The 20,929-nt window shown below is 68.9% G+C and carries 18 protein-coding genes; 14 read left to right on the forward strand and 4 right to left on the reverse strand.

All coding sequences use genetic code 11. The features are described 5' to 3' along the window. The first annotated feature begins 144 nt into the window (after positions 1-144). Positions 145-1,047: a LysR family transcriptional regulator gene (locus AC1DEL_RS16625; protein ID WP_092297325.1), complete on the forward strand. Its 903-nt coding sequence runs from the start codon at positions 145-147 to the stop codon at positions 1,045-1,047. Between the two features lie 15 nt (positions 1,048-1,062). On the opposite strand, the gene AC1DEL_RS16630 is transcribed toward AC1DEL_RS16625, so the two are convergent. Together AC1DEL_RS16630 and AC1DEL_RS16635 are read right to left on the reverse strand one after the other, a co-directional pair. Beyond that, the gene (locus AC1DEL_RS16630; RefSeq protein ID WP_477126015.1) at positions 1,063-2,595 is read right to left on the reverse strand and encodes a class I adenylate-forming enzyme family protein; all 1,533 of its coding nucleotides are present in this window, start codon (positions 2,593-2,595) and stop codon (positions 1,063-1,065) included. Positions 2,596-2,694: 99 nt separating this feature from the next. Beyond that, on the reverse strand, positions 2,695-3,861 hold the full coding sequence (locus tag AC1DEL_RS16635) for an acyl-CoA dehydrogenase family protein (RefSeq protein WP_441592924.1): 1,167 nt from the start codon (positions 3,859-3,861) through the stop codon (positions 2,695-2,697). Positions 3,862-4,109: 248 nt separating this feature from the next. Between AC1DEL_RS16635 and AC1DEL_RS16640 the strand changes: the two genes are divergently transcribed. The 5 genes from AC1DEL_RS16640 to AC1DEL_RS16660 all read left to right on the forward strand — a co-directional run bounded on the left by AC1DEL_RS16640 (position 4,110) and on the right by AC1DEL_RS16660 (position 10,190). Continuing rightward, on the forward strand, positions 4,110-5,423 hold the full coding sequence (locus AC1DEL_RS16640; RefSeq protein ID WP_092297317.1) for an acetyl-CoA hydrolase/transferase family protein: 1,314 nt from the start codon (positions 4,110-4,112) through the stop codon (positions 5,421-5,423). A 65-nt stretch (positions 5,424-5,488) separates the two neighbouring features. Continuing rightward, on the forward strand, positions 5,489-6,697 hold the full coding sequence (locus tag AC1DEL_RS16645) for an acetyl-CoA C-acetyltransferase (protein ID WP_477126016.1): 1,209 nt from the start codon (positions 5,489-5,491) through the stop codon (positions 6,695-6,697). Positions 6,698-6,723: 26 nt separating this feature from the next. Beyond that, the gene (locus tag AC1DEL_RS16650) at positions 6,724-7,704 is read left to right on the forward strand and encodes a Bug family tripartite tricarboxylate transporter substrate binding protein (protein ID WP_441592922.1); all 981 of its coding nucleotides are present in this window, start codon (positions 6,724-6,726) and stop codon (positions 7,702-7,704) included. A 27-nt stretch (positions 7,705-7,731) separates the two neighbouring features. Then, positions 7,732-8,889, forward strand: a complete 1,158-nt coding sequence (locus tag AC1DEL_RS16655; protein WP_092297308.1) for an acyl-CoA dehydrogenase family protein — start codon at positions 7,732-7,734, stop codon at positions 8,887-8,889. Between the two features lie 5 nt (positions 8,890-8,894). After that, a complete protein-coding gene (locus AC1DEL_RS16660) occupies positions 8,895-10,190 on the forward strand; it encodes a CaiB/BaiF CoA transferase family protein (protein ID WP_477126017.1) in 1,296 nt (431 codons plus the stop codon). A 23-nt stretch (positions 10,191-10,213) separates the two neighbouring features. Here AC1DEL_RS16660 and AC1DEL_RS16665 read toward each other — a convergent pair whose 3' ends face one another. Then, positions 10,214-10,678 carry a RidA family protein gene (locus tag AC1DEL_RS16665; RefSeq protein ID WP_441592920.1) on the reverse strand — a complete coding sequence of 155 codons (465 nt, stop codon included), beginning with the start codon at positions 10,676-10,678 and terminating at the stop codon, positions 10,214-10,216. A 235-nt stretch (positions 10,679-10,913) separates the two neighbouring features. Here AC1DEL_RS16665 and AC1DEL_RS16670 point away from each other — a divergent pair, with 235 nt between their 5' ends. The 5 genes from AC1DEL_RS16670 (at position 10,914) to AC1DEL_RS16690 (ending at position 16,838) form a co-directional block, all read left to right on the forward strand. After that, positions 10,914-11,858 (forward strand): hypothetical protein, encoded by a 945-nt coding sequence (locus AC1DEL_RS16670; RefSeq protein ID WP_477126018.1) that lies wholly within the window; start codon positions 10,914-10,916, stop codon positions 11,856-11,858. 12 nt (positions 11,859-11,870) lie between these two features. Further along, positions 11,871-12,650, forward strand: coding sequence for a hypothetical protein (locus tag AC1DEL_RS16675; protein WP_477126019.1), 780 nt, complete (start codon positions 11,871-11,873; stop codon positions 12,648-12,650). A gap of 28 nt (positions 12,651-12,678) precedes the next feature. Beyond that, positions 12,679-13,353 (forward strand): matrixin family metalloprotease, encoded by a 675-nt coding sequence (locus AC1DEL_RS16680; RefSeq protein ID WP_218158043.1) that lies wholly within the window; start codon positions 12,679-12,681, stop codon positions 13,351-13,353. Positions 13,354-13,370: 17 nt separating this feature from the next. Beyond that, positions 13,371-15,692: a caspase family protein gene (locus AC1DEL_RS16685; protein WP_477126020.1), complete on the forward strand. Its 2,322-nt coding sequence runs from the start codon at positions 13,371-13,373 to the stop codon at positions 15,690-15,692. A gap of 162 nt (positions 15,693-15,854) precedes the next feature. Next, positions 15,855-16,838 carry a Bug family tripartite tricarboxylate transporter substrate binding protein gene (locus AC1DEL_RS16690; RefSeq protein ID WP_092297293.1) on the forward strand — a complete coding sequence of 328 codons (984 nt, stop codon included), beginning with the start codon at positions 15,855-15,857 and terminating at the stop codon, positions 16,836-16,838. Here the strand turns inward: AC1DEL_RS16690 and AC1DEL_RS16695 are convergent. Then, a complete protein-coding gene (locus AC1DEL_RS16695; protein WP_092297290.1) occupies positions 16,826-18,154 on the reverse strand; it encodes a D-serine ammonia-lyase in 1,329 nt (442 codons plus the stop codon). The two genes, AC1DEL_RS16690 and AC1DEL_RS16695, sit on opposite strands and share 13 nt — an antisense overlap. 91 nt (positions 18,155-18,245) lie before the next feature. Here AC1DEL_RS16695 and AC1DEL_RS16700 point away from each other — a divergent pair, with 91 nt between their 5' ends. From AC1DEL_RS16700 to AC1DEL_RS16710, 3 genes are all read left to right on the forward strand, one after another. Then, on the forward strand, positions 18,246-19,211 hold the full coding sequence (locus AC1DEL_RS16700; RefSeq protein WP_477126021.1) for a LysR substrate-binding domain-containing protein: 966 nt from the start codon (positions 18,246-18,248) through the stop codon (positions 19,209-19,211). Positions 19,212-19,268: 57 nt separating this feature from the next. Continuing rightward, positions 19,269-19,910 (forward strand): CGNR zinc finger domain-containing protein, encoded by a 642-nt coding sequence (locus AC1DEL_RS16705; RefSeq protein WP_477107935.1) that lies wholly within the window; start codon positions 19,269-19,271, stop codon positions 19,908-19,910. A 132-nt stretch (positions 19,911-20,042) separates the two neighbouring features. After that, positions 20,043-20,909 carry an alpha/beta fold hydrolase gene (locus tag AC1DEL_RS16710; protein ID WP_477126022.1) on the forward strand — a complete coding sequence of 289 codons (867 nt, stop codon included), beginning with the start codon at positions 20,043-20,045 and terminating at the stop codon, positions 20,907-20,909. Positions 20,910-20,929: the final 20 nt, after the last annotated feature.

Raw genomic sequence — 20,929 nt, forward strand, 5'->3', positions numbered from 1 at the left:
CTACAAAGGTTGCGGGGGCTCGGCGCGACATACTGCAAGGCAGAACAGGCATTCCGCGCCTTTGCATTGGGCGGGATGCAAGCGCAAAATCCCCCCACTTCATATTTCGATCCTGGACGCGGCCCCGCCGCCAGGGACCCGCTCGTGCGCTTTGATCTCGTTGACCTGAAGCTTTTCACCCATATCGCGGAGGCCAGCAGCCTCACTCGCGGCGCCGAACGCTCCCACCTCTCGCTCGCGGCGGCCAGTACCCGGATCAAGAATCTGGAGGAACACGTAGGCGTGAAGCTGCTGAGCCGGAGCAGCCATGGGGTGAAGGTCACCGGCGCCGGGGAGACGCTGCTGGCCCATGCGCGGCGCGTGATTCGCCAGCTCGAACAGCTCAGTGGCGACCTTCAGGAGTACGCGTCCGGCGTGAAGGGCCATGTGCGCGTGTTCGCCAATACCACGGCGATGAGCGAGTACCTGCCCGCCGTGCTGCGGACCTATCTGGTGAATCATCCTGATGTGACGATCGACATGCAGGAGCGCCTCAGTCCGCACATTCTGCGTGCGGTGCAGGAAGGCGCCGTCGATATCGGCATCGTCGCGGGGAATCTCCGTGCCGAAGGGGTGGAGATGATGCCCTACCGGAATGACCGCCTCGTGCTGGCGGTGGCACTCAGCCACCCGCTGGCGCAGCGCAAGCGCGTGGGCTTCATCGAGGCGCTGAAGTACGACATCATCGGCCTGCCCGAGGCCAGCGCCATCCATACCTTCCTGCAAGGCGCCGCCGCTGACCTCCAGCGCTCGCTGCGCTGGCGGGTGCAGGTCAGCAATTTCGAGACGGCCTGCCGGATGATCGAGGCGAACGTGGGCATTGGCGTGCTGCCGGAGAGCACGGCCGTCCGGCACGCCAAGTCGATGGCGCTGAGCATTGTCCAGCTTGAGGACGACTGGGCGGAGCGCCGGCTCCAGATCTGCGTGGCGGATCTGGCGGCGCTGCCGCTGTTCGCCCGCAAGCTGGTCGATCTGCTGGTCGAGGACGGCCAGGGCCGCCAGGACTAACGTGGCGGCGGGCGCCTACCCCTGCACGGCCAGCATTTCCCGCAGCTGGTGCTTGAGCAGCTTGCCGCTGGCTGTCTTCGGAATCGCGCCCAGGCGCAGGTAGCGCTCCGGCCGCTTGTAGGGCGACAGCCGATCCATCACGAAGGCACGCAGCGCATCGGCATCGAAGGCTTCCCCTTCCTTGATCTCGACGAAGGCCACCACTTCCTCGTTGCCGTCCGACGTCGGCACGCCGACCACCGCCGACACCAGCACCGCCGGATGGGCGTTCAGCACCGACTCCACCTCGATCGGATAGACATTGAAGCCCGAGCGGATGATCAGGTCCTTGGTCCGGCCGACGATGTATAGCGCGCCGTCCGGCCCGAGCCGGCCGATATCGCCGGTATTGAGCCAGCCGTCCTCGCTGATGACCTGCCTGGTCAGTTCCGGCGCGAGATAGTAGCCAAGCATGACGCCCGGCCCCCGGACCCAGATTTCGCCCGGCGTGCCCGTCTCCACCGGCTGGCCATCCGCGCCGATCAACCGCACTTCGGCCCCTTCCACGATCTCCCCCGCCGCGCAATCGGTGCGCGGGCGATCCATATGGGTGACGAACAGCGAGCCGGCGTACTCGGTCATGCCGTAGCCGTGATGCAGCGGCTGGCCGAACATGCCCTCCACTTCCTGCTTGAGCGTGGGGTCGAGCGGCCCGCCGCCGGTATACAAATAGCGCAGCCGGGTGGAGGCCAGCCGTTGCACCCCGGCCGCCCGCAGATGGGCGAGGATGCGGTGGAACATCGTCGGCACGCCTTGCAGGATCGAAATCGACCCGGCTTCGATGGCCTGCGTCACATCGGCCGCATTGAAGCGGGACGACAGGTACAGGCTGGCGCCCGCCTGGAAGGTGGCGAGCAGCACCGTGCCCATGCCGAAGATGTGCGACATCGGCATGACCGCGTAGGCGCAGTCGTCCGGCACCATGCGCCGCGACGCCACGGTGACCCGCGCGAAGTGCAGCAGGCCGCGATGCGACACCATCACCCCCTTCGGCTGGCCGGTGGTGCCCGAGGTGTAGATCAGCGCCGCCACTTCCTGCGCCAGTGCCTCAGGCACGCGCTCGCTGGTCGGGTCCACCGCGCCGGCCATCAGCGGGCCCAGGCCCGGCGGCGCGGTTTCCCGGGCGCGGTAGGTCACGCCGTGCCGCAGGGCATCGGGCGAGGCGCCATGGGTGAACAGCATCAGCCGGGGCCGGCAATGCGCGCGGATGACCTCCACCTCCCGCTCGGACAGCCGCGCATTGACCACCACCGGCCACGCGCCGATCTCCGACAGCGCGAACAGCAGCGTCACCACGGACAGCGAGTTCTCCGCGACGATCATCACCCGGTCGCCGCCGGCCACGCCCTGCGTGCGCAGATACTGCTGCGCGGCCTCGATATCGGCCCAGAGTTCGCCATAAGACACGGCGCGCCCTTCCTCCACCACCGCCGGGCGGTCAGGCGTGGCGAGCGCCCAGTGACGGGGGATGTCGCTGATGCGTTGGGCGGGGGTTCGGTCCGAACACATGTCTGGGTCTTCCTCGATCAATGAAGGCTGGCTTTGGCTTGAGTGCCGCCAGTGTAGGGGCGGTGCATCTGGCGTGCAACGGACAAGGTCGATTGCCGCTCAGAACGAGCGCGGCAGGCCCAGGATGTGCTCCGCCACATAGGAGTAGATCAGGTTCGTGGAGATCGGCGCCACCTGATAGAGGCGCGTCTCGCGGAACTTGCGCTCGATGTCGTACTCGCAGGCGAAGCCGAAGCCGCCGTGGAACTGCAGGCACACGTTGGCCGCCTCCCAGCTCGCCTTGGCGGCCAGGTACTTGGCCATATTGGCCTGCGCGCCCATCGCCGCGTGCGCGTCGTACAGTTCGCAGGCCTTCCAGCGCATCAGGTTGGCGGCTTCCAGTTCGATGAACGACTCGGCAATCGGGAACTGCACGCCCTGATTCCGCCCGATGGGCCGGTCGAAGACCTGGCGCTCGGTCACGTACTTGGTCACGCGGTCCATGAACCAGTAGCCGTCGCCGATGCACTCGGCGGCGATCAGCGTACGCTCGGCGTTCAGGCCGTCGAGGATGTACTTGAAGCCCTTGCCTTCCTCGCCGATCAGATTCTCCTCGGGGATCTCCAGGTCCTCGAAGAACAGCTCGTTGGTCTCGTGGTTGACCATGTTCGGGATCGGGCGCACCACCATGCCCTTCTTCTGGGCCTCGTGCAGGTCCACCAGGAAGATCGACATGCCTTCGCTCTTCTTCTTCACCTCGTCCAGCGGCGTGGTGCGCGCCAGCAGGATCATGAAGTCGCTGTGCTGCACGCGGCTGATCCACACCTTCTGGCCATTGACCACGTAGCGGCCGTCCTTCTTGATGGCCCGGGTCTTGATCTTGGTGGTGTCGGTGCCGGTAGTCGGCTCGGTCACGCCCATGGACTGCAGGCGCCACTCGCCCGAGGCGATCTTCGGCAGGTACTTCTGCTTCTGCGCGTCCGAGCCGTGGCGCAGCAGCGTGCCCATGTTGTACATCTGGCCGTGGCAGGCGCCCGAGTTGCCGCCGCAGCGGTTGATCTCCTCCATGATCACCGACGCTTCCGTCAGGCCGAGCCCCGAGCCGCCGTACTCCTGCGGAATCAGCGCCGCCAGCCAGCCGGCGTCGGTCAGCGCGTTGACAAAGGCTTCCGGATAGGCCCGCTGCTCGTCGATCTTGCGGAAGTACTCGTCGGGGAACTCCGCGCAGAGGCTGCGCACGGCGTCCCGGATTTCCTGGAAGTTATTCGATTGGGTCTGTTCGATCATGGCGCGTCTCCCGCTTTTGTTGGCGTTGCCATGCTCGCGAGGTTTGGCGTGTGGCGCAATCAACGTTTGCGGAACCGGGCCTTTGCCGGAGCAGAAGGCAGCCCGCCAGGCAGCCTGCCAACCCGCACCGGCACGCTGATTTCGCAACAGGCGAAGTCCGCCATTGGCATTCTCAAATAGCGCCGGCGCGCAAATGCCAACATGCTCCAGCCCATACCAAAAAACGACAAACAGGAGACACGCCGGACATGGATGCCCACTCGGATGCCCACTCGCTGGCCGCCGCGCTGCGCGCCCTGATCCGCCCCGGCGACCGCATCTGGTGGGGCCAGGCCACCGCCGAGCCGCTGACGCTCACGCGGGCGCTGGTGGCCCATCGGCACGCCATCGCCCAGGGTGGGCGGCTGGGTGTCTTCGTCGGCATCGGCCAGTCAGACACGCTCCGGCCGGACCAGTCCGATGTGATCGACTTCTTCGGCTACGCCGCCAGCGGCCCGCACCGCCAACTGGCCCGCGCCGGCCTGCTGGACATCGTGCCGTGCCATTACTCCCACCTGCCCGGGCTGATACGGTCCGGCACGCTGCCGGTGGACGTGGCGCTGGTGCAGGTCTCCCCCGCCGACACGGAGGGCCGCCATAGCCTCGGGCTGGTGCACGAATACCTCCCCGCCGTGCTGGATCGGGCACGCGTGATCATCGCCGAGGTCAACCCGGACGTCCCGTGGACCCATGGCAGCCGCTACCTGACCGCCGACGACATCGCCCTGACCGTCGATGCGCAATATGCGCCAATCGACCTCGAACGCGGCGCGCCCTCCGAGGTGGAACTGGCGATTGCCCGCCACATCGCCGGCCGGATCGAGGACGGCGCCACGCTGCAGATGGGCATCGGCAACCTGCCCGAAGCGGTGCTGGCGGCGCTGCACGGCCACCGTGACCTGGGCCTGCACAGCGGCGCCGTGGGCGATGGCGTGGTGGCGCTGGCCGAGTCCGGGGCGCTGACGCACGCACGCAAGACTGTCGATACCGGCGTCGGCATCGGCGGCATCCTGATGGGCAGCGAGCGCCTGCGCCGCTGGGCACATCGCAACCCGCTGCTGCAGCTGCGCGAAACCACCTACACCCACGATCCCGAGGTACTGGCGCGCCAGCACAAGCTGGCGGCCATCAACGGCGCCATCGAGGTGGACCTGACCGGCCAGATCAATGCCGAGGTAGCCGGCGGCGTCTACATGGGCGCCGTGGGCGGCGCCGCGGACTTCCTGCGCGGTGCCGCGCGCAGCCACGGCGGCCTGCCGATCATCGCGCTGCCGGCGACCGCGAAGGGCGCCAGCCGCATCGTCGCGCAGCTATCCGGACCGGTCAGCACGGCCAGATCGGACGCCGGGCTCATCGTCACCGAATACGGCGTGGCCGACCTGCGCGGGCTGCCGCTGTCGCAGCGCGTGCGCCGCATGATCGACATCGCCGCGCCGGAACACCGCGAGGCGCTGGACCGCCAGGCCCACGCACTGCTGCGCCAGTGCGGCGCCGCGTTCGTCACCGTGCCGGCCGCCGCCTGATTGCTATCGATTCCTATCGATTCCCACCGATTTCCATCCCAGACCAGATCCACAGGAGACCCACCATGCGCAGAGCCGCAATCGTTACCCCCGTCCGCACCCCGGTTGGCACCTTCGGCGGCAGCCTGCGCCCGGTGCCCGTCGAGGAACTGGCCGCCACCACCGTGCGTGCCGTGGTGGAACGCAGCGGCATCGACCCCGCGCGCATCGACGATGTGGTGTTCGCCCAGTCCTACGCCAACAGCGAAGTCCCCTGCGTGGGCCGCTGGGCCGCGCTGCAGGCCGGCCTGCCGGTGGAGGTGCCAGGCATGCAGCTCGACCGCCGCTGCGGGGGCGGCTTGCAGGCCGTGGTCACGGCGTCGATGATGGTGCAGAGCGGCGCCGCCGACGTGGTCATCGCGGGCGGCGTGGAGAGCATGAGCAATATCGAGTACTACACCACCGATATGCGCTGGGGCGCGCGCTCGGGCAACGTCCGCTTCTACGACCGGCTCGACCGGGGCCGCGAGCGCTCCCAGCCGGTGTCCCGCTTCGGCGAGATCTCCGGGATGATCGAAACCGCCGAGAACCTGGCGCGCGACTACGGCATCAGCCGCGAAGCCGCGGACGCCTTCGCGCTGCGCAGCCACCAGCGCGCCGCCGCCGCGTGGGAAGCCGGCCGCTTCGACGCCGAGATCGTTCCCGTCTCCGTACCGCAGCGCAAGGGCGAGGCCCTGCGCTTCGCGCGTGACGAGGGCTATCGCCCGGAATCCACCACCGAATCCCTCGGCAAGCTGCGCGCGCTGATGCCGGGCGGCATCGTGACCGCCGGCAATGCCAGCCAGCAGAACGACGCCTCCGCTGCCTGCCTGATCGTAGCCGAAGACAAGCTGGCCGAACTGGGCCTGACGCCGATGGCCACGCTGGTGGGCTGGGCCGCCGCCGGCTGCGAGCCCTCGCACATGGGCATCGGCCCGGTGCCGGCCGTGAAGAAGCTGCTGGCCCGCCTGAACCTGCGGCTGGACCAGATGGATCTGGTCGAACTCAACGAAGCCTTCGCCTGCCAGGTGCTGGCCGTGCTGAAGGGCTGGGACTGGCAGGACCAGGGCGAGATCGACAGCAAGCTCAACGTCAACGGCTCGGGCATTTCGCTCGGCCATCCGATTGGCGCCACGGGCGTGCGCATCCTGACCACGCTGCTGCACGAACTGCAACGCCGGGGCGGCCGCTACGGCCTGGAAACCATGTGCATCGGCGGCGGCCAGGGCATTGCGGCCGTTTTCGAGCGCTACTGACAACAAGAAGGATGAAGGAGACAACCATGCACACATCATTTCGACGGACCTTGCTTTCGGGCCTGATCGTTGGCGCCGCCGTGCTGGGCGCGGGCGCTGCCATGGCCCAGTCCAACCCGCCGGTCCGCCTCGTGGTGGGCTACGCGGCCGGCGGCCCGGCTGACCAGGGCGCGCGGCTGTTCGCCGCCGCGCTCGGCAAGGCCCTCAACGCTACGGTCGTGGTGGACAACAAGCCCGGCGCTAACGCCACGCTGGCCGGCCACGAGGTCGTGCGCGCCAAGGCCGACGGCAACACGCTGTGGTTCGCGGCCAGCGCCGGCATCACGGTCGCCCCCAACATCATGAAGCGCATGCCGTTCGATCCGGCCAAGGACCTCACGCCGATCGCCCCGGTGGCGCGCTACTACAACATGCTAGTGGTCAACAACAGCGAGCCGTTCACCTCCACCAAGGAACTGGTCAGCTACGCCAAGGCCCATCCGGGCAAGCTCAGCTACGGGTCGTCGGGCGTGGGCAGCTCCAACCACGTGGCCGCCGCGCTGTTCGCCCGGCAGGCCAATGTCGAGCTGAACCACATCCCGTACAAGGGCAACGCGCCGGCCATGACGGACACCATCGGCGGCCAGATCGACATGCTGTTCGACATCATCAGCACCGCCAGCGGCTACGTGAACGGCGGCAAGGTCCGCGCCATCGCCGTGGGCTCGCCCAACCGCAGCCCGGCGCTGCCCAACGTGCCCACCTTCCGCGAATCCGGCATTGCCGGCCTGAAGGACTACGAGGCCGGCGGCTGGTACGCCGTCTACGCGCCCAAGGGCCTGACGCCCGAGGTCACCCAGAAGCTGACCGTCGCCGTGAAGCACGCCGTGGCCGACCCGGACCTGCGCAAGCGCTACGCCGAACTGGGCTACGAGCAGTGGAACGGCACCACCGAGGATCTCGTCAACACCGCCGCACGCGAACGCACCCAATGGGCCAGCGTGCTGCAGGGCGTGACACTTGACTGACCGAGACGAAGCAAAGGACGACCAACCATGATCCGCGATAACGACACCCTCGAAGCCCTGCTCGACAGCGTGCGCCGCTTTGTGCGCGAGCGGCTGGTCCCGGCCGAGGCACTCGTGGCCGAGACCGACGAAATCCCCCAGGACATCGTGCAGGACATGCGCGAGATGGGCCTGTTCGGCATGACCATTCCCGAGCGCTTCGGCGGCCTGGAACTGACCATGGAGGAAGAGGCCCGCGTGGTGATGGAGCTGTGCCAGACCGCGCCGGCCTTCCGCTCGCTGCTGGGCACCACGGTCGGCATCGGCTCGCAGGGCATTCTGATGGATGGCACGCCCGAGCAGCAGGCCGCCTGGCTGCCCCGGCTGGCCACGGGCGAGATCCTCGCCTCGTTCGCGCTGACCGAGCCGGACGCCGGCTCGGACGCCGGCTCGCTGCGCACCTCCGCCGTACGGGACGGCGACGACTACGTCGTCAACGGCACCAAGCGCTTCATCACCAACGCGCCGCAGGCCGGCATGTTCACGCTGATGGCGCGCACCGATCCGTCGATCAAGGGCTCGGCCGGCGTCTCAGCCTTTATCGTCGATGCGAAGTCGGCGGGCATCAGCTTCGGCAAGCGCGACGTGAAGATGGGCCAGAAAGGCGCCCATACCTGCGACGTGATCTTCGAGAACGTGCGCGTGCCGGCTGCCAACCTGATCGGGCTCAAGGAAGGCCAGGGCTTCAAGACCGCCATGAAGGTGCTGGACAAGGGCCGCCTGCATATCTCGGCCGTCAGCGTGGGCGTGGCAAAGCGCGTGCTGCGGGATGCGCTCAACTACGCCGTCGAGCGCCAGCAGTTCGGCCAGCCGATCTGCGACTTCCAGCTGATCCAGGCCATGCTGGCAGACAGCCAGGCCGAACTCTACGCCGCCGAGTGCATGGTGATCGACGCCGCACGCCGCCGCGACGAAGGCCGCAACGTCTCCACCGAAGCCTCCTGCTGCAAGCTGTTCGCCACCGAAATGGTCGGCCGCGTGGCGGACCGCGCGGTGCAGATTCTGGGCGGCGCGGGCTATATCGCCGAGTACGGCATCGAGCGCTTCTACCGCGACGTGCGCCTGTTCCGCCTCTACGAAGGCACGACGCAGATCCAGCAGGTCATCATCGCCCGCAACATGATCCGCGACGCGCGCAACGGCTGAGCCCCATGACCACACCCCAAGCCCAGATCCACCCCGACCTACCCCACCCGTCCCCGCAGACCGGCGCCCTCAGCCACCTGCGCGTGCTGGACCTCTCGCGCGTGCTCGCCGGCCCCTGGTGCACCCAGAACCTGGCCGACATGGGCGCCGACGTCATCAAGATCGAGAAGCCGGCCGAAGGCGACGACACCCGCCTCTGGGGCCCGCCCTACCTTACCGGCGATGACGGCCCGACCGCCCAGGCCAGCTACTTCGCGGCGTGCAACCGCAACAAGCGCTCGGTGACCGTGGATATGTCCACGCCCGACGGGCAGGCCATGATCCGCGAGCTGGCCAAGCAGAGCGACGTGGTGGTCGAGAACTTCAAGACCGGCGGCCTCAAGCGCTACGGGCTCGACTACGAGACGCTCAGCGCGCTGAATCCGCGCCTGATCTACTGCTCGATCACCGGCTTCGGCCAGACCGGCCCGTACGCGGCCCGCCCCGGCTACGACCTGCTGGTGCAGGCCATGAGCGGGCTGATGAGCATCACCGGCCATGCGGACGGCGAGCCCGGCGGCGGCCCGATGAAGGTGGGCGTGGCCGTGATCGACCTGTTCACGGGCATGTACGCCACCACGGCCATCCTCGGCGCGCTGGAAGCCCGCCACCACACCGGGCGCGGCCAGTGCATCGACGTGGCGCTGCTGGACGTCGCCATGGCGGTGCTGGCCAACCAGGGCGCCGGCTTCCTGAACGCCGGCAACGTGCCCACGCGGCAGGGCAATGTGCATCCGAGCGTGGTGCCCTATCAGGACTTCCCGACGGCCGATGGCAACATGCTGCTCGCCATCGGCAACGACGGCCAGTTCGCCCGCTTCTGCGAGGCCGCCGAGGTCGACTGGGCGACGGACGCGCGCTTCGCCACCAACAGCGCCCGCGTGACCCACCGCAAGACGCTGATCCCGATGATGGTCGCCGTCACGCGCGGCAAGCCCACGAACGACTGGATCCGCCTGCTGGAAGCCAAGTCCGTGCCGTGCGGCCCCATCAACAACGTCGAGCAGGCGTTCGCCGATCCGCACGTGCAGCACCGTGGCCTGCAGATCGAGCAGGAACGCTATCGGGCCGACGAACCGCGTGCCGGCGACCCGGTCAACCGCGTGCGCACCGCCGCCAGCCCGCTGCGGCTCTCGGACACGCCCACCACGCTGCGCTACGCGCCGCCGGCGCTCGGCCAGCATACGGAAGAGGTCCTGCGCGACTACCTGCAACTCGCCCCGCAGGACGTGGCCGCGCTGCGGGCCAGGGGCGTGGTGTAGCGGCACGCCGACAAAATCCCCGGTCAGGCGCCCTTGACCTGCGCGATCACCACCAGGATCACCGCCGCATTGCCGGGCTGCTGGGTCTGGGAATAGGCGGCGCGGGCATGGCCGGCGCGTTCGCCCAGCACCTCGGCGAAGAGGTCGGACGCGCCGTCGAGCACCGCCGGCTGGTCGAACGACCCCGGCGCGCTCGTCACATGCCCTTCCAGCCGGACGATGTGATCGAGCCGGTCGAACCCGCCCAGATGGGCGTGGATCTGCGCCAGCACGTTCAGGGCGGCCAGCTCGGCCGCCTGCCGGCCCTGCGCCACGGTCAGGTCCTTGCCGACCTGGCCCTGCCAGACCACCTTGCCGTCCTGCAACGGCAGCTGGCCGGAAATGAACAGCAGGTCGCCGGCACGGCTGACGGCGGTATAGCTGCCCAGCGGCTGCGGGGGCGGCGGCAGCGTCAGGCCGCGCGCGGCGAGTCTGGATTCGACGGTCATGATCAAGCTCCTATATCGATACAGCGGTTCCTTGGAAGCCACTATAGGAGCGCGCCATGTGCCGATAAACCCGCTGGGCAGAACTTGAATTGATACACGGCGGAACAAGTCCGCACGGGCCGGCCCCGCAAAGCGCACATGCCGATTTGCTTCCGTTCGCCACCGAACACAGAAATGTTTCCTTTGGCATTTTTATCATCTATCCCTGATGAGATTCCCGGCCAAAGGAGCCAGCATGCGCAGATCCACGCCGCTTGGCATGCTGGCCGCCTGCCTGTGCGCCGGCCTCGCCGCCTGCTCGCCCTATCTCTACAAGTCCGAAGTCGAGAGCTTCCGCGCCGGGGTCAATGACCTCGCCACGGCCTACCAGTCCGGCACGAAGGGCGTGGCGGCGGAGCGGGCTGTCATCCAGCAGACACAACTGACGCCAACGCGCACGCGCGTGGCGCTGAGCCCCGGCTGCGCGCTGCCTGCCACGGTCTCGGCCGCCCCAGCGGCGGATAACGCACTGCCCTGCGCGCTCCAGCCCGCTGACCCGGCAATGGCGCCGCGCCAGGCGGCCCCGCGCGAGTCCACCTCCGCCGCGCCGCTGATCCACGCGCTGCGCGACTACGCCGATGCCCTCGCCGCCATCACCAACGCCCAGGACCAGGAGGCGCTGGAGGCCGCGAATTCCAAGCTGACCGGCTCGCTCGCCGGGCTGGCCAACACGGCCAAGGTGGGGCTGCCGAACGAGTTCGGCGCGATTGCCGGGCTGGCGTTCAGCGTGGGCGTGGCCACGCTGAACCAGCGGCGCTTCGACATGCTCAAGCGCGGCGTGACCGCCGCCAACGAGCCGGTTGCCGTGCTGGGCGATGCCATGGGGCAGGCGCTGGACACCCTGCGCAAGGCGCGTGCCGACGGGCTGCTGCTGGCGGGCACGACCCTGGCCGGCCAGATCAACGCCAAGATGAGCCCGGACGACTACACGGCCGCCCTCACGACCTTGCAGGCGAAGACGGATGCCATCGAAACGCTCCGGCGCACCAACGCGCGCGCGGCGGCTGACGACATGGTCAAGGCGCACGCCGCGCTGGCGCAGGCGCTCAACGACGACACCCGGCAGGTGGCCGCCGTGGTCACCGCCCTGAAGACATTCCGCGAGAAAGCCCGCGCGGTTCAGGAAGCCTTTGCGAGCTGATCGGAGACAGACATGGCCGAATGTGGAGCCTTCGCGTTTGGGGTGGTGCTGGGCTGGTTCGTGTACTTCACCAATCGCTACCGCAAGGGGGATGTGCAGTTCAGCGACCTCATCGCGCTGCTGGGCGTGATTGGCGGCGCAGCCGTGACGGCGCTGTTCGGCGGCGCCAGCGGCACGCTGTTCGGCTACTACGGCGTGGGCCTCGCGGTGGGCTTCTTCGCCTACTTTCTGGTGCTGGTGTTGATGGTGGCGCGCTCGGACCAGTTCGACGCCACCTGGTTCCTCGACGGGCGCCGCAAGGCGCTGCCCGATGGCTGGGTCATCCCGGGCGACGTGCGCGCGACGACCGCCCCCATGGCGCCCCAGCGCCCCGGGCCGAGTGCCGCCGCCCCGATGGCCTTCGGCGCGCCCGAGCCGGTCGGCCCATCGACCGAATCCCCCCGCGCGCGCCTGAACGCCGCCCGCGACCAGACCCTGACCGCGTTGACCGTGGCGCAGCGCGAGCTGCTGCGCCGCATCGGCCTCGCGCCCACGGACGCCGAGCGCAACAGCCTCCAGACCAGTCTGGTCGATATCACCGACCAACTCGACGCCCTGGCGCAACTGCGGCTGCGAGACATCCTGGAGTCAGATGCCGTGCGCGCCAGCCTGGCGCAGCTCGCGGCCATCACCAGCGACATCACGCGCACGGCGCAGGAGATGCGCCAGGCTACCGACGTCCTGACCAAGGCGTCGCAACTGATCGATCGTGCCACCAGGGCGGTGGGCGTTATCACCGGCTTGCTCGCGTAGGCCGGTCATCACAAATGGAGCATGCACCATGAGCAACGACAAGCGTTTCTGCGCCGGCTTCCCGATGACGAACGGCGTGCCCGGCAAGATTGCCATGTTGACCGGCAAACGGTGGCAGCCGGGTACGGTACTCACCATCAGCTTCCTGTCCGGCTCCCGCGCGCTCCAGGACCGCGTGATGGACGCCGCCAATATCTGGCTGCAATTCGCCAACCTCCAGTTCGATGTGCGGGACAGCGGCCCGACCGACATCCGCATCGACTTCCTGGAGGGCAAGGGCTCGTGGTCGTTCATCGGCACCGACGCCCGCCTGATCCAGGCGCCCCAGCCGACCATGAACTACGGCTGGTTCACCGACGACACCGAGGAAGACGAAATCCTGCGCGTGACGCTGCACGAGTTCGGCCACGCCATCGGGCTGATCCACGAGCACCAGAACCCGCTCAATGCCATCCAGTGGAACCGCGAGCAGGTGATCAAGGATCTGTCCGGCCCCCCGAACAACTGGGACAAGGCCACCATCGAAAACAATATGTTCGCGGCGTTCAATGCCGCTGACGTGGCCGGCACGGCGGTGGACCCGAGCTCGATCATGATGTATCCGATCCCCCCCGCCTGGACGCTGAACGGCGTGACGGCCGGCATGAACTCGGCGTTGTCCGAGTCGGACAAGGACTTCATCCGCCAGGCCTATCCGCAGTAGGGCCTGCCCGCCGCGCCATGAATGCCGACGACCAAGCCATCCTGATCGGGATCAATCATTACCCGCAGCTCGGCGAGCCGGGCGCGGACGCGAATCTCCACGGGCCCGCGAACGATGTCGATGCGGTGAAGGCGTGGCTGATGGACCCCAACGGCGGCGCCTTCGCCAGCGAGGACCAGATCCAGGTGATCAAGTCCCGCCTGACCGAGGCGGGCGACACCGCGCTGCCGACCACCGACGAAATCGAAACCGCCTTTGGCCGGCTCAACGCCATCGCCCGGGAGAACCAGGCCAAACGGCGCGGGCTGCGGGTGGGCCGCCGGCTGTATATCTTCGTCTCCGGCCACGGCTTCTCGCCGGGCCGCGAACGCGGCTGCCTGTTCGCGGCCAACGCCAGCGCCACGCTCGGCACCTTCAACGTACACGCCACGGGCTGGCTGAGCTGGCTGCAGGACGCCGGCTACTTCCGCGAGTTCGTGCTGTGGATGGACTGCTGCATGAACCGGGTCTCCTTCCTGCAGCCGCGCGACCCCCAACTGTCTCCGGTGCAGGCCACGGACCCGCCGGCGGCCACGTTCGTCGCCTTCGCCGCGCAGCGCCCGCTCAAGGCCATCGAGATCGGCATTCCCGAAGATGGCGACAAGATCCACGGCGCCTTTACCTGGGCGCTGCTGCAAGGGCTGCGCGGCGCGGCATCCGACGCCAACGGACGCGTCACCGGGCGCAGCCTGGCGGACTGGCTGCGCAACGCCCTCTGCGCCCGCATGACGCCGGCGCATCTGCGCGATGGCGACGTGGCCAAGGAACCCGAGATCGTGCAGGAGGATGCCGGCCTGATCTTCGCGCGCGGCGTGGCGCCGCCGCGCTACACGGTCACGCTCACCCTGCCGCCCGAGGCCGCCGGCAAGCCGCTGCGGCTGTGGTCTGGCACGCCGCCCCGCGCGGAGGCGATGACCGCGCAGCCCGCTATGACCTTGCCGCTGGCGCCCGGCCTGTATGTGGTGGAGGTGCCCGAAGCCGGCCTCCGGCAGGGGTTCGACGTCACCAACGATGTGTCGATCGCCATCACGGCGACCGGCCCGCCCGTCACGCCGGCCCCGGACGGCACGATGTTCCCGCTCGACATCGACCCGGCCGACCCCGCCGCCGAGATCTTCGTCATCGACAGCCGCTTCTCGCTGGTCGACAACGGCATGTCGAAGCTCTCCACGCCGCTGCCGTTCGGGCTGTTCAAGATCAAGACGCGGATCGGGCGCAGCCTGGCGCAGCACGTGATCCTGCTCGACAGTGACCGCCCGCCGCTGGCCGTCGCGCAGATCGCCAAACCCGCCTCGTCGGTGCTGCCGCCGGTGGGCCTGCCGGAGGACGGCGCCCAGGAGCGCGACCGGCAGGTGGCGCTGGCCACCGCACTGCGCCTGCAGAGCGAGGGCGACGGCAAACAGGCCACGCTGATGGTCATGGCGCGCGCGGCGAGCAGCGCCGAGGTGCCCCAGCAGAACATCGCGCCCTGGCGGGACGTGCAGGTGGTGGACGCCGACGACAACCTCGTCATCAGCATGGAGCGCGGCAGCGCGCGCAACACCGATGCGGACTCCCACGCCTGCGCCGTGCAGGCGGTGACGCCCGGCGCCTACTACCTGCGGCAGAAGGTGGACAACGGCCCGGTCATCGAACAAAGCCTGATCGCCTGCGAATCGTGGGGGCTGGAAGCCTACGTCCTGCGCCGCACGCAGCCCGGCGAGCATGCGCCCAGCGCGCGGCCCCGGGTGTCGCTGATGATGCGGCGGCCAGACCAGCAGCCCGATGCCACGCTGGAGAAGATCATCGAGACCGCCCGGCTGGCGCTGGCCGATGAGCGGCGCATCCTGAGCCCCGAGCTGGAGGACATCCTGCTGCGCAACTGCACCAACCCGATTGCCGGGATGATCGGCGGCCATCTGCTGCTGGTGGAGCGGGAGCGCGACCCGGGCCGTGACATGTCCGGGCTCGATGTGGTGGTGACGCGCCTGCGCAAGCTGGTGGGCGATCACCATCCCGATGTCGCCGCGCTCGGCCAGCAATGCGCGACAGCGAGCCTGCGGCGCTTCGGCCCGCTGACCGGCCCGCCAATGTTCCAGCGGAGCTGGAAGCTGCTGGTGACGGCGGCGCAGCGGCGCGAGGACTGGATTCCCGAGGCGATGTGGCGGCGCGTGGTGGCGCAGACCGCCCTGCCACCGCTGATGGTCTGGGCTGCCGACGACAGCGTGCGCCAGACCGCCACCGATAGCCTGCGCACCGTGCCGGCCCGGGCACTCCGCGCGAGCGTGCCGCCTGCGGGCCTGCGGGTGCTGACGGCCTGAAGGGAAACAGGAAGGGAGAGAGGAAGGGAAAGAGGAAGGGAGAGAATGACGGCGAGGATCAAAACCACGGGCAGACCCTGCCCCCCCGCCTCGGGGAGGTCTGAAGCTGGCCTCCGGCGCCATGATCGCGCATCGCTCGACTGCACTGACACGGAGACCGGAATGCTACGCAATACCTTCCCGACGCGGTGGCTGGCCGCCGCCATCCTGCTGGGTGCCCTACCCGCCACGGCACCCACCCCCGCCCATGCCGAGGCTTACCCCGAGCGGCCGGTCAAGATCGTCTCGGTGACCAGCGCCGGCACCGGCATCGACGACTACACCCGCCTGCTCGCCAAATACCTGCACAAGAAGGCCGGGCGCAGCTTTATCGTCGAGAACAAGCCCGGCGCCAACACCATCATCGCGGCGGACTACGTCGCCAAGTCCGCACCGGACGGCTACACGCTGCTGTTCGCGTCGGCCTCCACCATGGCGGCCAACCCCTACCTGTTCAAGTCGATGCCGTACAGCCCGCGCGACTTCGTGCCCGTGGCGCGCCTCTCCACCGTGCCCGTGGCGCTGGTGGTATCGGCAAACTCGCCCTACCGCACCGTGGCCGACCTGACCGCCGCCGCGCGCGCCAAGCCGGGCACGCTCAACTACGGCACCAGCAGCGCCGGTTATCGCGTGATGCTGGCCGCCTTCAACGATGCCGCCGGCATCCGCACCCAGGACGTGCCCTACAAGGGCATGGCCAACCTGCTGCCCGACCTGCTCGGCGGCACGCTGGACTTCACCGTGCTGGAGATCTCCGCCGCCGTGCCGATGATCGAATCACGCAAGATGCGCGCGCTGGCCGTGATGAGCGACCGCCGCGTGCCGATCATGGGCGATGTGCCGACCATGGCCGAAGCGGGCCTGCCGGCCATCACCGTGGTGAGCTGGACCGGCCTGTTCGCGCCCAAGGGCACGCCGCCCGAGGTGCTGGACAAGCTGCAGGCCTGGACGCTCGAATTCGTCAATTCGCCGGAAGCCGCCGCCCACCACGCCCAGCGCGGCACCAATGCCTACCCGGCGCCAGGCGCGCAGCTGGCCCGCGCCATCGTCGAGGATCAAGGCAACTGGCAGCGCATGATCAAGCTGGCGGGGATTCAGCCCGAGTAGGCGGCGCCGCGTTCGGCGAATCGGGCGTACTCGTCCGGCGGCACGAACAGGCCGCCGGTCGTCCACACCAGATGGGTGGCCTGCGGCATCACCGTGTCCAGGCCGTGCCGGGCGAGGTAGGCGCGGCCGGCTGCGCTGTCCGTCAGCATGCGCGGCCCGCTGAAGCCGGCGGCGGCGGATGGCTCGATCCGCAGCCCTTCCGTCTCGCGCACCCGGTGCAGGTCCAGGAACAGCCGTTCGTCCGGCACCGTGCACACCCCGGCCAGCAGCGGGCCCATGGCCTCGGCGGCCAGCTCGGAGGCGCGCGGCACGGCCAGCCCATCGGCCTCGGTGCGATTGGTCAGGCCCACGTCATAGACCGAGGCGCCGGGTGCAAGCATCTCCACGAGGAAACACGGCGACTGGGTCGGCTCGACAAAGCACGCATGCACGTGCGGGCCATACAACTGCCAGAGCCCGAAGGCGATGCCAGCCGGCGCGCCGCCCACGCCGCACGGCAGGTAGACGAACAGCGGATGGTCCGCGTCCACGCGCAGGCCGGCCGCTTCGAGCTGATCGTGCAGATGCAGCGCCGCAGCGCTGTAGCCGAGCAGCAGCGAGAGCGAGCGCTCGTCATCGACGAAGTAGCAGTGCGGATCGCCCTCCGCCTCGCGCCGGCCAGCGGCCACCGCCGCCGCGTAGTCGCCCGTGTGCTCGACCACCTCCACGCCCCGCGCGCGCAGGCGCGCTTTTTTCCATGCCTTGGCGTCGGCGGACATATGCACCGCCGCCCGGAAACCCAGCGCCGAGGCCATCACGCCGATGCTCAGGCCCAGGTTGCCGGTGGACCCCACCGCCACCTGATAGCGGCCGAACAGCGCGCGCGCCGGGGCGTCGGCCAGCACGCCGTAGTCGCCATCCACATCGACCAGCCCGTGGCGCAGCGCCAGCGACTCGGCGAACTCGAGCACCTCATGAATGCCGCCGCGCGCCTTGATCGACCCGGCGATGGGCAGGCTGTGGTCGGCCTTGATCCACAGCGAGCCGTGGCGGGTGGGCAGGCCGAGCGCCTGTTGCATGTCCGGCGCGCCCAGCAGATCGGATTCGATCCGCCCCGCGCTGGCCTCCAGCTCCGGGAACAGCCGCACCAGCAGCGGCGCGAAGCGGGCGAACCGCGCCTGTGCTGCACGCATATCAGCTAGACTAATGCGCCGTCCATCCACCACGGTCTGGACGTCGGCCTCCGCGCTGCGGTGCGGATTCGTCCACATCAGCGGTCGGGCGGCTTGCAGGTCGGCCAGCAATGCAGCCGAAATCGAGGACAGATGGAGCGTCATGGGGAGGGGGACGGGAAGGAGACCACTCATTGTTGACGCCCCCGCCCCGCCCGACAAACGATTTGTACTGATCTATCCATTAGTTTTGCTGATGACAAACACCCTCAACGCCTCCGTCCTGAGCTGGCTGCGCTGCTTCGAGGCGGCGGCGCGCCATGGCAGCTTCACGCTGGCCGCCCGGGAGCTGTGCGTGACGCAGGGCGCGGTCAGCCAGCAGGTGAACAAGCTGGAACAGTGGCTCGAACGGCCACTGTTCGTGCGCACGCCGCGTGCGCTGGTGCTGACGCCCGAGGGCGAGCGGCTGCGCGGTGTGGCGCGCGAGTCGTTCCAGGCGCTGGATAGCACGCTGGCGCAACTGCGCAAACCCGGGCATCGCCCGCCGGTGGCGCTGTCCTGCTCGCCCTCGTTCGCCATGGTCTGGCTCACGCCGCGCCTGGGCGACTTCTTCCGCCAGCACCCGGAGATCGGCCTGCGCGTGCATGGCGAGTTCCACGCGCTGGATCGTTCGCGGATGCTGCGCGAGGGCATCGACGCCGCCGTGCGCTTCGACCCCGGCCACTACCCCGACCTCCGCGCCACGCCCTTCCTCGACGAATGGCTGCTGCCGGTGGCCAGCCCGGCCTATCTGGCGGCCAACCCGGCACTCCGTTCGCCGGACGGCCTGCGCGCCTCGATGCTGCTGCACGACGCCAGCCCGTGGGAAGGCGCCGGCGAGAGCCACGAATGGCAGGTCTGGCTGCGGCACGCGGGCGTGACGCTGCCCGACATGGCGGGCGGCCAGCACTTCAACCTGTCCCAACTGGCCATCGGCGCGGCACTGGCCGGCCAGGGCGTGGCCATGGGCCGCACGGCGCTGGTCCTCGACGAACTGGCCTCGGGCCGGCTGGTGGACCTGTGGGGCCTGCATGTGCGCAGCGAGGCCGCCTACCACCTGGTGCGCGCCCCGACACCCTCGCCGCAGGTGGCGGAGGTCGAAGCCTGGCTGCTGGCCGAAGGTGCCGCCTTCGACACGGCACGACGGCGCCTGCTGGCACTGACCGGTTCAGCCCCCAAATAAGCGTAACTTGGAAGCCGGCTTTTAATCGGTTACATTGGATCGGCACAGGAGAACGCCATGCCCGCCTCGAACACCCCTCCCCCCAAACCTGCCAATCCCGCGGCCACCCCGGAAACCGGCCCCCGCCTGCTTGCCGATCACGTTGCGCTGGACCTGCTCAATACCATCGAACGGGCCGACACCACCCCGCGCGACCACTGGCAGACCGATGCCGATGTGCTCGCCTGGCTGAAACAGGTGGCGCTCTGGCCCGGCGACGATCGCGCCGCGCCGCCCAAGGGGCTGGCCACAGCAGCACGCGCGCTGCGCGAGGCCATCCGGCTGATCGTGGCCTGCAAGGCTGACGGCAAGGCCGGCGGCAAGCCGGATCTGGCGCCGCTGAATGACGCGCTGGCGGCCGGCGGCAGCCATCTGGCCGTGCATCCGCTGCCCGACGGCGGCGTCCGCATCGCCCGCATCCACGCCGCCGGTAACGCCGCGCAATGCCTGGTGCCGCTGGCGGAAGCCGCCGCCGACCTGCTCGCCCACGGCGACTTCGGGCGGGTCCGCCAATGCGAGAGCGACGAATGCACGCTCTGGTTCTATGACCGCACCAAGTCGCACCGGCGCCGCTGGTGCAGCATGGCGGTCTGCGGCAATCGCCACAAGGTCGCCGCCTTTCGCAAGCGCGAGGCGGCTGCCGATGAAGACGCTGCATGACGCCATGCCATTGGGCATTCGTTGGTAACCGTTAAAATTAAGTTTGACAGGTTACCAGATTGGCATACACTTCGGAACCAAGCCGATGACGGCCCTCGTTCCCGCTTCCGCTTTCGCTTCCGGAGAATTGCCATGACTGCCAGCCCGCAGGTCCACATCCGCTACGCCGACGCCGACGGCGTGCGCGTCTTCTACCGTGAAGCCGGCGACCCGCAGGCGCCCGTGATGCTGCTGCTGCACGGCTTTCCGACCTCGTCCCACCAGTTCCGTCACCTGATTCCGCAACTGGCGAGCCATTTCCGGGTGATCGCCCCAGACCTGCCCGGCTTCGGCTTTACCGAGGTGCCGGCCGCGCGCCAGTACCGCTACACCTTCGACAACCTCGCCACCACGCTCGGCGCCTTTGTCGATGCCCTCGGGCTGGAGCGCTATGCGATGTACGTGTTCGACTACGGCGCGCCCACCGGCTTCCGGCTGGCCGTGGCCCACCCCGAGCGCGTGACGGGCATCGTCTCGCAGAACGGCAACGCCTATCTCGAGGGGCTGGGCGATGCGTGGGCGCCGGTCCGCCAGTACTGGGCCGAGCCCAGCGCGGCCAACCGGCAGGTGCTGCACGACGCCATGCTCCATCTGGAAGGCACGAAGTGGCAGTACGTGCACGGCGTGGCCGACCCGGACAGCGTGGCGCCCGAGTCGTACACGCTGGACGCGGCGCTGCTGGAACGGCCCGGCAACAAGGACATCCAGCTCGACCTGTTCCTCGACTACGCCAACAACCTGAAGCGCTACCCCGATTTCCAGGCGTTCTTCCGCCAGGCGCAGGTGCCTACACTGGTAATCTGGGGCCGCAACGATCCGTTCTTCATCCCGCCCGGCGCCGAGGCGTTCCGCCGCGACAACCCGACCGCCGTGGTGGAGTTGCTGGACACCGGCCACTTCGCGCTGGAGACGCATGGCCCTTACATCGGCCAACGCATTCTCGACGTGCTGGCTCGCTAATTCGCCGCTAACCCCCACCC

This window comes from Cupriavidus sp. 10L43_2 (assembly GCF_056395265.1).

Excerpts from the sequence above, each read along its gene's own strand:
- AC1DEL_RS16630 (WP_477126015.1), bottom strand. The coding sequence starts at position 2,595 with ATGTGTTCGGACCGAACCCCCGCCCAACGCATCAGCGACATCCCCCGT.
- AC1DEL_RS16635 (WP_441592924.1), bottom strand. The coding sequence starts at position 3,861 with ATGATCGAACAGACCCAATCGAATAACTTCCAGGAAATCCGGGACGCC.
- AC1DEL_RS16640 (WP_092297317.1), top strand. The coding sequence starts at position 4,110 with ATGGATGCCCACTCGGATGCCCACTCGCTGGCCGCCGCGCTGCGCGCC.
- AC1DEL_RS16645 (WP_477126016.1), top strand. The coding sequence starts at position 5,489 with ATGCGCAGAGCCGCAATCGTTACCCCCGTCCGCACCCCGGTTGGCACC.
- AC1DEL_RS16650 (WP_441592922.1), top strand. The coding sequence starts at position 6,724 with ATGCACACATCATTTCGACGGACCTTGCTTTCGGGCCTGATCGTTGGC.
- AC1DEL_RS16655 (WP_092297308.1), top strand. The coding sequence starts at position 7,732 with ATGATCCGCGATAACGACACCCTCGAAGCCCTGCTCGACAGCGTGCGC.
- AC1DEL_RS16660 (WP_477126017.1), top strand. The coding sequence starts at position 8,895 with ATGACCACACCCCAAGCCCAGATCCACCCCGACCTACCCCACCCGTCC.
- AC1DEL_RS16665 (WP_441592920.1), bottom strand. The coding sequence starts at position 10,678 with ATGACCGTCGAATCCAGACTCGCCGCGCGCGGCCTGACGCTGCCGCCG.
- AC1DEL_RS16670 (WP_477126018.1), top strand. The coding sequence starts at position 10,914 with ATGCGCAGATCCACGCCGCTTGGCATGCTGGCCGCCTGCCTGTGCGCC.
- AC1DEL_RS16675 (WP_477126019.1), top strand. The coding sequence starts at position 11,871 with ATGGCCGAATGTGGAGCCTTCGCGTTTGGGGTGGTGCTGGGCTGGTTC.
- AC1DEL_RS16680 (WP_218158043.1), top strand. The coding sequence starts at position 12,679 with ATGAGCAACGACAAGCGTTTCTGCGCCGGCTTCCCGATGACGAACGGC.
- AC1DEL_RS16685 (WP_477126020.1), top strand. The coding sequence starts at position 13,371 with ATGAATGCCGACGACCAAGCCATCCTGATCGGGATCAATCATTACCCG.
- AC1DEL_RS16690 (WP_092297293.1), top strand. The coding sequence starts at position 15,855 with ATGCTACGCAATACCTTCCCGACGCGGTGGCTGGCCGCCGCCATCCTG.
- AC1DEL_RS16695 (WP_092297290.1), bottom strand. The coding sequence starts at position 18,154 with ATGACGCTCCATCTGTCCTCGATTTCGGCTGCATTGCTGGCCGACCTG.
- AC1DEL_RS16700 (WP_477126021.1), top strand. The coding sequence starts at position 18,246 with ATGACAAACACCCTCAACGCCTCCGTCCTGAGCTGGCTGCGCTGCTTC.
- AC1DEL_RS16705 (WP_477107935.1), top strand. The coding sequence starts at position 19,269 with ATGCCCGCCTCGAACACCCCTCCCCCCAAACCTGCCAATCCCGCGGCC.
- AC1DEL_RS16710 (WP_477126022.1), top strand. The coding sequence starts at position 20,043 with ATGACTGCCAGCCCGCAGGTCCACATCCGCTACGCCGACGCCGACGGC.